General features: G+C 60.3%; 9 protein-coding genes and 1 pseudogene. 5 read left to right on the forward strand and 5 right to left on the reverse strand.

What is annotated here, in order from left to right; genetic code table 11:
* The 4 genes and pseudogenes from GOX01_RS11395 to GOX01_RS11410 form a co-directional block, all read left to right on the forward strand.
* The coding region (locus tag GOX01_RS11395; protein WP_141259256.1) for a lactate permease LctP family transporter at positions 1 to 1,643 on the forward strand (1,643 nt) is incomplete at its 5' end.
* A gap of 424 nt (positions 1,644 to 2,067) precedes the next feature.
* Entirely contained in the window at positions 2,068 to 2,685 is a 618-nt protein-coding gene (locus tag GOX01_RS11400) for a sorbitol dehydrogenase family protein (protein WP_011253610.1), read from the forward strand.
* 20 nt (positions 2,686 to 2,705) lie between these two features.
* Positions 2,706 to 4,343, forward strand: a pseudogene (locus GOX01_RS11405) (GMC family oxidoreductase).
* Positions 4,336 to 5,652 (forward strand): c-type cytochrome, encoded by a 1,317-nt coding sequence (locus tag GOX01_RS11410; protein ID WP_062269462.1) that lies wholly within the window; start codon positions 4,336 to 4,338, stop codon positions 5,650 to 5,652. Before GOX01_RS11405 ends, GOX01_RS11410 begins: the two are co-directional and overlap by 8 nt.
* A gap of 75 nt (positions 5,653 to 5,727) precedes the next feature.
* On the opposite strand, the gene GOX01_RS11415 is transcribed toward GOX01_RS11410, so the two are convergent.
* Positions 5,728 to 5,982 carry a hypothetical protein gene (locus tag GOX01_RS11415; RefSeq protein ID WP_011253606.1) on the reverse strand — a complete coding sequence of 85 codons (255 nt, stop codon included), beginning with the start codon at positions 5,980 to 5,982 and terminating at the stop codon, positions 5,728 to 5,730.
* Positions 5,983 to 6,220: 238 nt separating this feature from the next.
* Between GOX01_RS11415 and GOX01_RS11420 the strand changes: the two genes are divergently transcribed.
* Positions 6,221 to 7,258 carry a Rieske 2Fe-2S domain-containing protein gene (locus GOX01_RS11420; RefSeq protein WP_062269464.1) on the forward strand — a complete coding sequence of 346 codons (1,038 nt, stop codon included), beginning with the start codon at positions 6,221 to 6,223 and terminating at the stop codon, positions 7,256 to 7,258.
* Between the two features lie 76 nt (positions 7,259 to 7,334).
* Here the strand turns inward: GOX01_RS11420 and glpK are convergent, their stop codons facing one another.
* From glpK to GOX01_RS11440, 4 genes are all read right to left on the reverse strand, one after another.
* The gene (gene glpK / locus GOX01_RS11425; RefSeq protein WP_011253603.1) at positions 7,335 to 8,873 is read right to left on the reverse strand and encodes a glycerol kinase GlpK; all 1,539 of its coding nucleotides are present in this window, start codon (positions 8,871 to 8,873) and stop codon (positions 7,335 to 7,337) included.
* Between the two features lie 52 nt (positions 8,874 to 8,925).
* Positions 8,926 to 9,822 (reverse strand): MIP/aquaporin family protein, encoded by an 897-nt coding sequence (locus GOX01_RS11430; RefSeq protein WP_024717097.1) that lies wholly within the window; start codon positions 9,820 to 9,822, stop codon positions 8,926 to 8,928.
* A 36-nt stretch (positions 9,823 to 9,858) separates the two neighbouring features.
* On the reverse strand, positions 9,859 to 11,439 hold the full coding sequence (glpD, locus tag GOX01_RS11435) for a glycerol-3-phosphate dehydrogenase (RefSeq protein WP_011253601.1): 1,581 nt from the start codon (positions 11,437 to 11,439) through the stop codon (positions 9,859 to 9,861).
* Between the two features lie 118 nt (positions 11,440 to 11,557).
* Positions 11,558 to 12,343 carry a DeoR/GlpR family DNA-binding transcription regulator gene (locus GOX01_RS11440; RefSeq protein WP_011253600.1) on the reverse strand — a complete coding sequence of 262 codons (786 nt, stop codon included), beginning with the start codon at positions 12,341 to 12,343 and terminating at the stop codon, positions 11,558 to 11,560.
* Positions 12,344 to 12,368: the final 25 nt, after the last annotated feature.

The following is a 12,368-nucleotide window of genomic DNA, read 5'->3' on the forward strand; positions in this document are numbered from 1 at the left end:
CACCTTGGGCACAAGTCTACGATCCCATAGGAAATATCTGGATTTCCGGCGCGGTCGCTCTCATCCCGATCCTGTTTTTCTTCTTCGCCCTGCTGTACCTGCACATGAAAGGGCACATTGCCTGTACGATTACTGTCGGAATTACCTTTGCACTGGCTGTCGCATTCTACGGCATGCCCGTCTTCATGGCCCTGGCAGCGTGTCTCTACGGTTTTGCCTACGGCTTATGGCCCATTTCATGGATCATCATCGGAGCGGTCTTTCTCTATAAAGTCTCCGTTCGCACAGGTCAGTTCGACATCATCCGTCATTCGATTTCGACGGTGTCGGAAGACCAGCGCATCCAGCTTCTTCTCGTCGCCTTCGCGTTCGGGGCGTTTCTGGAAGGCGCTGCCGGTTTCGGCGCACCGGTGGCCATCACGACAGCCCTGCTCGTCGGCCTCGGCTTTCCGCCGATTTACGCCGCCGGACTGTGCCTGATCGCCAATGCGGCACCCGGTGCGTTCGGCGCGATGGGCATCCCTGTGATCGTGGGGGCCCAGGTGATCGGAGCGGAACCGTACATGGTCGGCCGGCTGGTCGTGATGCAGCTGATCGTGATCGGCGTCGTCATCCCGTTCTGGCTGGTCGGCGTGGTTGACGGACTGCGGGGCATCCGTGAGACATGGCCCGTCATTCTCGTCACAGGCGCCACTTTCGCCATTACACAGACCCTGACGGCCCTCGTGATCGGCCCCGAGCTTCCCGACATCATCGCCCCGCTGGTCACGATGGTAGCGATCCCCGTCTTCCTTCGGATCTGGAAGCCGAGCCGGATTTTCCGCTTCGAAACCGGAGAGACACCCGCCGACACCATCGTCGAGAAGGCAACCTATACGGCACCGCAGATCCTGCGGGCCTGGTCTCCCTTCATCATCCTGACGGCTTTCGTGGCGGTCTGGAGCATCAAACCCTTCAAGGTCCTCTTCGCAGCCGGTGGACCGCTGGACTGGACGGTGCTCGTCATCCGCTTCCCGGGGCTGCACAACCTCGTCCTGAAAATGGCGCCGATCGTTCCCAGCCCGACGCCTTATGCCGCGATCTTCAAGGTGGATTTCGTATCCTCCGTGGGTACGGCCATCCTGCTGGCAGGCGTCATGTCCGTCCTGTTCCTGAAAATGCGCCCGAAGGACGCTGTCGCGACCTTCACGGACACACTGCGGGAACTGAAAACGCCCATCTATGCCATCGGCATGGTGCTGGCCTTCGCGTTTCTCGCCAACTATTCCGGCCTTTCCACGACGCTGGCCCTGGTTCTGGCGATGACCAAGGGCGCGTTCACCTTCTTCGCGCCTCTGCTTGGCTGGCTCGGTGTTTTCCTGACAGGCTCCGATACGTCCTCAAATGCGCTGTTTGGCGGGCTTCAGGCGGCAACCGGCCGTCAGATCGGGGTTAGCGGAGAGCTGCTGGTTGCAGCCAACACGGTTGGCGGGGCGGTAGGAAAAATGATCTCTCCACAATCCATCGCCGTGGCTTCGGCTGCCGTGGGACTGGTGGGACAGGAGGGCGCGCTGCTCCAGTTCACACTGAAATGCAGCATCGTTCTGGCCATTCTGGTCGGATTGATGACAACGGCGCTGGTCTTCATGGGGGTGGGTACATAGCCCGCCCCTTCTGGCAGCAGTATTGAAGGGGCGCAGGGTCACATCTGCGCCCCTTTTCTTTTACAGGACCGTAAAAGTACCCTATTTCTTCATCAAGACGCGGAGTTGCGAAACATTCGCAACGTCGAAAAAGCCCCAGATGAGAAGCCGGTGCCGACTCTGCCTAATTCACGAAGGACAGAGGTAATAAATCCTTCCGCAGATCTTCGGAAATCCTTGGAAACCATAATAAGACAACGTGCGTTTCCGTTAGTTATCCTTCCCCGATATCTCTTCCTGACTTACCCTTTTGCGGGATTATTTCCGGATAATTGGCCGTTCACGGTTGCATGATCACGCTGTCTCTGTAGGCTGCGGACCTCTGAAGGTGACGCGGATCACGGTCCTGTCATCAGTCTCGAGTGTATGCGAAGAGTGATTTTACATGACGAAAGATCGTCACTGCCCTCTTGTTGACCTCCATGTTTCCTCTCCCAATGCCATGCGCCTGAACCGGCTGATGCGGATGTCACGTCGTGATACGCTGATGACGGGCATGGCCGGCATGGGTGTTCTGGCAGCTGGAAATGTCGTGGCCGCAGAGCCTGCAACCGGCGCCGATCCTGAACTTGAACGCTTCATGAAGGTCTCGACACGCCTGACGGACCGCTCCTCTCTCGACCCGCGGATCGGAAAGGCGCTTTACGAGCGCATTCTCCAGTCGGGCCCCGAGCGCAAGGCCCAGCTGTCAAAGCTGGCTGACCTGCTGGACGGCGGAACCTACGAGAGCGCCTCTGCTTTCGCCAAAGCAGCCGAACAGGCCGATCCGGCGTTCAAGGATGTCATTCATGACCTCATGACCGGCTGGTATCGCGGCGTCGCGGACGGCAAGGTCGTGGTCTATCGCTCGGCGCTGATGTTCGACATCACCAAGGACGCCATCTACCCCAAGACCTATGCCGCAGGCGGCCCGTTCTACTGGACGACGCAGCCGCCTGAAGTCGACAAACCGACCGGCGCGCCTGCGCTGTCGCCATCGAAGTTCGACGTGGAACCTACCTGAGAGCGGGAACAGCATCTCCTATGTCTTCAGATCAAAATCTTTCCGCCGATGTCGTCATCGTCGGATCCGGCGTTGCGGGCAGTTCCATCGCGAACGAACTGGCGCGCGCAGGCATTTCCGTCATCGTCCTCGAAGCCGGCCCGCGTGTGGACCGGCAGCATTTCGTGGACAACTTCCGCAATCTGGAAAACAAGCCCTCCTATCAGGGGCCTTTCCCGTCCACGCCCTAGGCCGAGCATCCGCCCAACCAGATCACGCCCAACAAGTACCTGCATACGAGCGGCCCGAACGCCGAAGCCTATCAGCAGGTGTATCTGCGGATGATGGGTGGCACGACCTGGCACTGGGCCGGGTGTGCATGGCGTTATCTTCCGTCCGATTTCAAGCTCAAGACCCGCTATGGTCAGGGCCGTGACTGGGCGCTGAAATACGACGATCTCGAGCCATTCTATTATCAGGCCGAAGTCATGATGGGCGTGTGCGGTCCGGACCCGAAAGTCGAGGATCTGGGCTCCCCGCGCAAGCAGCCCTACCCGATGGAAGCGCTGCCGATTTCCTACGCGGCGCAGCAGTTCCGCAAACTCATCAGCGAAAAGACGCCCTATCGCGTCGTGCATGAGCCGCAGGCCCGGAACACGAAGCCCTATGACGGCCGCCCGACCTGCGAGGGGCACAACAACTGCATGCCGATCTGCCCAATCGGGGCGATGTATAACGGCGGATATTCCGTCTATCACGCCGAAGCCGCCGGGGCGAAGTTCGTACCGAACGCGGTCGTCTACAAGATCGAGCGTGACAGCGCGAACAAGAAGGTGACAGCCGTTCACTACTACGATCCGGACAAGGGATCGCACCGTGTGACCGGCAAGTATTTCGTGATCGCCGTCCACTGCATCGAGACGGCCAAGCTGCTGCTGGTTTCGGCAGACGAGCAGAGCCCCGATGGTATTGCCAACAGCTCGGGCCATGTCGGCCGGAACATGATGGATCATACCGGCGTGCAGGTGACGTTCATCAGTGGTGACAAGGCCCTGTGGCCGGGACGTGGTCCGCTCGAAACGAACGTGATCGACAATTTCCGTGATGGCGACTGGCGTGGCGACCGCGGCGCGTATCTTGTGCACATGGTCGATGACAACCAGGTCGATTTCGCAACGCAGCTTGCAATTTCAAAGGGTTATGTCGGCAAGGACTTGGAAGAGCAGATCCGCTATCTGGCCTCCCATACGGTCCGTCTGTTCAGCCATAACGAGGCCCTGCCCGACCCGGACAACCGCCTGACGCTGAGCACGACGCACAAGGATGCGCTCGGGATTCCGCATCCTGATGTCTATTACAAGCTGCCGGAATATACGGTCCGCGGCTGCGAGCACACGCGCGGCCTGTTCAAGAACCTCATCGGCCTGATGCACGGCACGGACGAGCAGTGGACGCCGGGTTACTTCCCGCAGGATCATCCCTCGGGCAGCACCATCATGGGTGTGGACCCCAAGGATTCCGTGGTGGACGGCCATTGCCGGACGCATGACCACGAAAACCTGTTCATCGCGAGTTCGTCCGTGTTCTCCACGGTCGGAACCGGGAACATCACCCTCACCGTCGCAGCCCTTGCGCTTCGTGTTGCCGATACGCTGAAAAAAGAACTGCTCCATGCCTGATTTCAAAACCGTTTTCTGGTCTTTCCTTATTGGTGGAACGGTTCTGGACGGACTGTCCGGTCATGCTGCACGGGCGGCGGATGTGGATCAGGATGTCATGAACCGTGGCGCCTATCTCGCCACGGCGGCGGACTGCATCGCTTGTCACACCAAGCCGGGCGGCACGCCGTTCGCCGGTGGGCTGAAGATCGCCACACCCATGGGCGACATCATTTCCACGAACATCACTCCGGACGCCGATCATGGCATCGGGAAGTACTCGGAGCATGACTTCGAGCAGGCCCTGCGTCGCGGCAAGCGTCGCGATGGCGAGAACCTGTATCCCGTAATGCCGTATGTCTCTTATGCCGGCATGACGGATCAGGACATTCACGCGCTCTATGTCTGGTTCATGAACGGGGTCAAACCTGTTGCCGAAACGCCGCCCGCAACCCAGCTCAGCTTTCCCAGCAATATCCGCCTGACCCTGTCGGGCTGGAACATGCTGGCGGGCAGCGAGAAGCAGGAAACCGGCGATTCCGCGACCTATGACAAGCTGCGGCGCGGCAAGTATCTTGCCACGGCACTTGAGCATTGCGGGACATGCCACACACCCCGCAACGTGATGCTCATGGAGAAATCCGACGAGTTCCTGGCGGGAAGTCCGGTTGCCGGCTGGTATGCTCCGAACATCACCCCGAGCAAGACCGGCGGGATCGGAGACTGGAACGAAGACGACGTCGTCCAGTATCTGCGCACCGGACGGGTCAAGGGCAAAAGCCAGGCGGCCGGCCCGATGGGCGAAGCTGTCGAACACAGCACGAGCCATCTGACGGATGCTGATCTGCATGCGCTTGCGGCCTTCGTGCTTCAGGTCAAGCCGATTGACGACACGGCCGATCATCAGCTGCGTGATGCTTTCGGCAAGGCGAACGATATCCCTGATCTGCGCTCAGGCGAGCTGACCCGGATCGCCAACCTGTCTCACAAGAACCCGGAAAACCTGTTCGACGCCAACTGCGCTGCCTGTCACGGGCAGAATGGTGCAGGTACGGCCGATCAGTATGCGCCGTTCCTGTACAAAAACTCCGTCGTGGGCGCCGGTCGTCCGGACAATCTGATCATGACGATCCTGACCGGTGTGAACCGCAAGACGGCGGATGGCCATGCCAGCATGCCGGCTTTCGGCAGCACGTCGGATGTACAGCGCCTGGATGACGAGGAAGTCGCGAGCCTCGTGAACTATGTCAGCAAGACCTTCGGCAGCGGCACCTATCAGGTGACGGCGGATCAGGTCGCCCAGGTCCGCAAGGAGCATACGCAGCACTGACGCCTGCCCGTTCCGCGCAGCAGAAAGGGGAGACGGACCTGGTCCATCTCCCCTTTTTTGTGGAACTCTCCGGGATCAGCCATCGCTGGAGCGCTTGTTCGTCAGCAGCAGGATGAAATACGGCAGGAAGAAATAGAGCGCGATCATGACCATGAGTGGCCCGAGAAGCCATGCCATGTTTTCATGAAACAGGGACTGGCTGAACAGGTTGCCCAGTCCCATCATGCAGCTGACGCAGAAGAAACCGCCCAGATTTGCAAGAAATCCCCGATCGCCGTTGATCTGACGCAGCTGCTGGAAAAAAGGGCTGGACTGCTGCGGGACGGTCATGCGGACATACTTCCTGTTTGCCGGCAGAGGATGGGACAAACACGCCAGTCGCGTTCGTTCATTTTCCGGACTGACAGGCAGGATACTGCCACCTCCCGCAAGATCAAAGCCGGAACTCCATAAAAAGCGCCTGATCTCACTCAAGCGATCTCTTTTCGAGAACGGCTTATCATATAATTTGATATATCCGCGAACAGTCGGATCATGAATGATGGCTTCTCATGTTCAGGAGCTTCCCATGATCTCACAGACCGCCGCCGCGCCCCTGCCCCGCAACTGCACGTTCGAAGCGGCGGACTGGGATCTTCTCTCCCGCTGCTGGCATCCGGTGGCGCTGGTGCGCGAACTGGAAGAAAAGCCGCTGGGCGTAACGCTTCTCGACGCGCCGCTCGTGCTTTATCGCGCGAGCGGGACGATCGTGATCGCGGATGATCTTTGCCCGCATCGTGACGTCCCGCTCAGCATGGGCACGGGCAATGGGGAAACGATTGCCTGCGCCTATCATGGCTTTCGCTTCGGCAATGGCGGAAAATGCGTGCGTGTGCCCGCCCATCCTGACAGCGCCATTCCCTCAAAACTGAACCTGCGCACCTATCCGGCCGTCGAGCGATACGGGCTGATCTGGACCTGCCTGAATTCCGACGGGACCGTGACGATCCCGCCAATGCCGCACTGGGACGAGCCGGAGTATCAGCAGATCAACTGCCCCTGGATCGACATCGCGGGTTTTGCGGGACGGCAGGTTGAAGGCTTCATCGACGTGGCGCATTTCGCCTTCGTCCATACTGAGACCTTCGCCGATCCCGATAATCCCGTCGTTCCCTCCTACATGCCCAGAATGACAAAAGACGGGTTCGAGGCTGAATATCGCAGCACGGTCAGCAATTTTCCGGTCGGGCATGAGGACTGGGAGAAGCCGGGTTTCGAATGGCTGCGGCATTTCCGCGTCCATGTGCCTTTCGTAGCCACGCTGGAAATCCATTTTCCGGATAACGGGCGACTGGTCATCATGAATGCCGCCTCCCCCGTCTCGGCAAGGATGACACGCATGTTCTCGCCGATCTGTAAGAACTTCGACAAGCATATCCCGATTCAGGCGGTCTATGATTTCAACCGGAAGGTCTTTGAGGAAGACCGTGCGCTGGTCGAGGCGCAGAAGCCCGAGAACCTGCCGCTCGATCCGACACTGGAAGCGCATGTAATGGCGGATCGCAGTTCGATCGCCTATCGCCGAGCCCTGCGCGGAATGGGTTTCAGCCAGTTCTTCACAGCCTAAGGCACTGGACAGACAAAAAAACCGGCACCTGTTCTGGTGCCGGTTTTTTCATGGAGTTAACGCTTTCGTTTAACGCTCAAGCCGCCTGACTGGCTGTCGTTTCCACGCTGGAATGCGCAACCGGCGCACTGGGTGTCAGCGTGCGGCGAACGGCATCGTGCCAGCCATCGATCATGATCCGGCGCTGTGCCGGGTCCATCTTCGGTGCGAAAACACGCTCCTGCTTCCAGGTGGCCGTGACTTCATCCAGGCTCTTCCACAGTCCGACCTGCAAACCCGCCAGGAAGGCGGCGCCAAGGGCCGTGGTCTCGATATTGACCGGACGCTCGACCTCAGCCTTGAGCATGGAGGACAGGAACTGGGCGAACCAGTCATTGACGGCCATGCCTCCGTCGATGCGCAGGATGCTGGTCCGCATGGCCCCGTCCTCACGCATGGCGCGGATCAGGTCATAGGTCTGGTAAGCTACGGATTCCAGCATGGCACGCGCGATATGCGCCTGCGTGGAACCAAGCGTCAGGCCACAGATCAGACCACGTGAATCCGGGTCCCAGTGAGGGGCGCCAAGACCAACGAAAGCCGGCACCATGTAGACGCCATGGCTGTCCGGGATGCGGGTCGCCATATCGTCGGTCTGGGAAGCATGCGTGATCAGCTTCAGCCCGTCACGCAGCCACTTGATGCCGGCGCCCGCCACGAAGATGGAACCTTCCAGCGCGTAGAAAGTCTTGCCGCCGATGCGATAGGCGATCGTGGTCAGCAGGCGGTTGTTGGACATGATCGGCTTCTCGCCGGTGTTGAGCAGCATGAAGCAGCCCGTGCCGTAAGTCGCCTTGGCCATACCCTCGTGGAAGCACGCCTGCCCGATGACAGCGGCGTGCTGGTCGCCCGCCATGCCGCCGATGGCGATCTTCTCGCCGAACAGCTTGGCTTCCGTCTCACCGAAATCGCTGCTGTTGTCGCAGACTTCCGGCAGAAGGGCGCGCGGCACATTGAAGAGCTTCAGAAGCTCCTCGTCCCATTCCTGCGTGTGGATGTTGAAGAGCGAGGTGCGGCAGGCATTGGTGATGTCCGTCGCATGGCGCTTGCCGCCGGTCAGACGCCACAGCAGGAAGCTGTCGATCGTGCCAGCCGCCAGTTCGCCCGCTTCCGCGCGGCGACGGGCATCGGGGACATGATCGAGCAGCCAGGCGATCTTGCTTGCCGAGAAATAGGGATCCAGCAGCAGGCCCGTCTTTTCACGGACCATGGCTTCCTTGCCCTGCTGGCGCAGGAGGTTGCATTCATGCGCCGTGCGGCGGTCCTGCCAGACGAGCGCGCGATGGATGGCGCGGCCCGTCTCGCGGTCCCAGATCACGATGGTTTCGCGCTGGTTGGTAATGCCCAGAGCCGCAATGCGCTCCGGCCCTCCGACCTCCTCGATCGTCTCGCGCGCGGTGGCGAGCACATCACGCCAGATGTCCTCGACATCGTGCTCAACCCAGCCCAGCTCGGGATAATGCTGCGGGAACTCGCGGCGGGAAATGGCCAGAGCCTGCGCATCTTTTCCGAAGACAATGCTGCGGGTCGAGGTCGTGCCCTGATCAATGGCGAGGATGCAGTCTTTCTTGCTCATGATGTGTTCTCCGGCGAAAGGTCTTGGAAGTTCGAAGGGTTTCAGACGGATTTCAGGAGACCCGGTTGACGACGGGAAACGCGGGGTCGTCCGGGTTGGACACGACCAGGACCGGCTCGGCGGGATTGATCCCGTCCGGCGCTACGGTGACGGTCTGTTCCAGATAACGCGGCATGAAGGGACGCAGGCCGAACTGGTACAGGGCCGCCCCGATCGGACCACCGACCAGCGGCGCCACGACAGGAACCCAGAAGTAATTGCCCGGAGCCGGCAGTGCGCTTTGTCCCCAGCCTGCGAAGAAGCAGAACAGGCGCGGGCCGAAATCACGGGCCGGATTGATGGCCCAGGCATCCAGATAGCCACAGGACGCACCGATGATCGCAACCAGCAGACCGATGATCAGCGCGCTGGAGTTCGCCTGAGGGGCCTGCGTATTGTACTGGCAGGTGATCGCGAAGATCCCGAAGACCAGAGCCGCCGTCAGGACCAGCTCGTCCCAGAACGCATGCGCCACCGTCACGTAATCACCGGGATGGGTGAAGAACACGCCAGCCGAGCCACCATCGACGGCGCGCGTCAGGTTATGCGCCATGTTGAAGTGGTCGATGACCGGCACGTAAAGCGAGTACACCAGCGCCGCACCGGCAAAACCACCGAGTACTTGAACGCTCATGTAAGGAATCACTTTCTTCCACGAGAAACCACGGAACATGGCCAGCGAAAGGGTGACCGCCGGGTTTGCATGAGTGCCGCTGATCGCGCCGGTGGCATAGATCGCCACCGTCACGCCCAGACCCCAGACGATGCACACGCCCCAGTAGGCCGATTTGTACGGACTGGGATCGTAGAGCGAGTACATGGCCGCAACCCCATCTCCGAAGAGGATGATGATTGCGACAGCGAAGAACTCCGAGAGGAGCTCACCAAGGTAACGCCTGTTTTCTGACATGACTGGCATCCGCCATGAAAAAGGAAGCGATAAAGCTCAGGCGACGTTCTGACGTGCGACCTGGCCTGGATTGGAAAGAGGGGTGACATCCCCCTGCAGACGGCCTTCGACATAGGTCTGAAGGGCCGCGCGATCGGCATCGCTGACAAACAGGCCAAGCCGCGAGCGACGCCACAGGATATCCTCGGCGGTACGGGCCCATTCGTTGTCGATGAGGTAGTCCACTTCACGGGCGCTAAGCGTGTCACCGAACATCTGGCCCATCCCTTCGGGCGTGGACGTGGCGATGATATAGGCGCGCAGGCCGTAATTGCGCATCAGACGCCAGGACGTGCGCTCGGACAGATGCGGCGCATGAGCCCGGAAACGGCTGAGCTGGGCGTCGAAATCCTTCGGCGCGAACTCGCCACCCGGAAGCGGCGTGCCGTCCGTCCAGCCCGGCTTGCGCAGGACCGGAAGATGGGGCGCCAGCTTCTCAACAGCGTGTTCGGCCAGCTTGCGGAAAGTCGTAATCTTGCCGCCGAAAACCGACAGGATCGGCGCGGCAGTCGCATCCACATCCAGGACGTAATCGCGCGTGACAGCCGAAGCGTTGCCCGAATTGTCGTCATACAGCGGACGCACGCCCGCATACGTCCAGACGACGTCTTCAGGACGGAGGGTCTTCGTGAAGTAGCGGTTCACGCTCTCGCACAGATAGGTGATTTCGTCAGGCGAGATCTCGACATGACCCGGATCCTGCTCCCACGGAACATCTGTGGTGCCGATCAGGGTGAAATCCTGCTCGTAGGGAATGGCGAAAACGATCCGCTTGTCCGGGTTCTGGAAAATGTAAGCCTGCGAGCCTTCGAAGACGCGCGGCACCACGATGTGGCTGCCCTTGACCAGACGCACGCGGTTGCGGCTCGGCACGTTCAGACGATCCTTCAGCAGTTCCGCAACCCACGGACCTGCCGCATTGACGAGCGCCTTGGCCTGAACCGTGCTCTGCTCACCCGTGCGGGTGTTTTCAAGCGTGGCGGTCCAGCCCTGCGGTCCACGCACGGCTTTGACGAGACGGGTCCGCGTTTCGATCTTCGCGCCAACGCGCACGGCGTCCATGGCATTGAGAACCACGAGCCGGCTGTCCTGCACCCAGCCATCCGAATATTCGAAACCGCGCACATAGTCCGAACGCAGCGGCTTTCCGGCCGGAGCCGTCCGCAGGTTCAGAGCCTTCGTTCGGGGCAGCGTCATGTTCGGGCACAGATGATCGTAAAGGAACAGTCCCGTCCGCAGCAGCCAGGCCGGACGCAGCATCTTGGAATGCGGCAGCACGAAGCGCATCGGCCAGATGATGTGCGGTGCGATCTTCAGCAGACGCTCGCGCTCCATCAGGGCCTCGCGGACCAGCCGGAATTCATAATATTCGAGATAGCGCAGGCCACCGTGAATCAGCTTGGTGCTTGCGGACGACGTATGGCTGGCAAGGTCATCCTGCTCGACGAGAAGCACGCTTGCCCCCCTGCCTGCGGCATCCCTCGCAATTCCACAGCCGTTGATCCCGCCACCCACAACCAGCAGGTCGTAAGGCGCGGATGCGCCGGCCGGGGATGAAACCTCGTGAATCGATGACATCACACTCTCCTGTCATCACGCTCCAAAACGAGCGGTCGATGTTCGTTTTGGAGCATGTTGAGCGATAAAGAAAGCGTTTTATGTGATTCGTAACGCAATAGTGTGGAGCTGTGAGGAATCAGACGTTATTTTCAGCCACATGGAGCGTGACGCCTGCCGCGTCCAGATGGCGCTGAAACGCCTCGGAGACCGGCCGGTCGGTAATCAGATCATCAATATCCTCAAGATTGCCGACCCGCCCCATGGGGCGGCGAGTGAACTTGGTGTGATCGGCCAGAAGCAGGACGCGGCGTGAATTGCGGATGATGGTCCGCGCGCACTGGATCTCGCTCAGATCGAAATCCAGCAGGGTTCCGTCTTCCTCGATTCCGCTGATCCCGATCACCCCGAATTCCGTGCGAAAGGACGACAGCGTCTCGATCGCGGTGGCCCCGAGAATGGCCCCGTCCCGTGGTCGCAACTGCCCGCCGGCAAGGACGGTATGAAAATCCGCCCGCCCCGAAACCAGCGACGCGACATGCAGGTTGTTCGTCACAATCCGCAGATCCCTGTGGTTTGTCAGCGCACGGGCGAAGGCTTCCGTCGTGGTGCCGATATTGATGAACAGCGAAGATCGGTCTGGAATCAGCGCGGCGGCATAACGCCCGATCGCGGTCTTTGACGCGGAATTGAGAATCTGACGCGCGTCATAATCCAGGTTCTCGACTGTCGAAACCGGCGTCGCACCACCATGATGCCGGCACAGCAGACCCAGCCCGGCGAGATAGGTCACATCCCGGCGAATGGTCTGGACCGCAACGCCGAAATGCTGGGCCATCTCCTCATTGGCCATGTAGCCCTGGCTGCGGACCAGACGCACGATCTGGTCCTGTCGGGGGCTGGTCTGAAGGGTCTCATGAGGCATGGTGCGATCCGGACAGCGAATGTGG

Origin of the sequence: Gluconobacter oxydans (assembly GCF_006539685.1) — a bacterium.
Classification (GTDB): Bacteria; Pseudomonadota; Alphaproteobacteria; order Acetobacterales; family Acetobacteraceae; genus Gluconobacter; species Gluconobacter oxydans.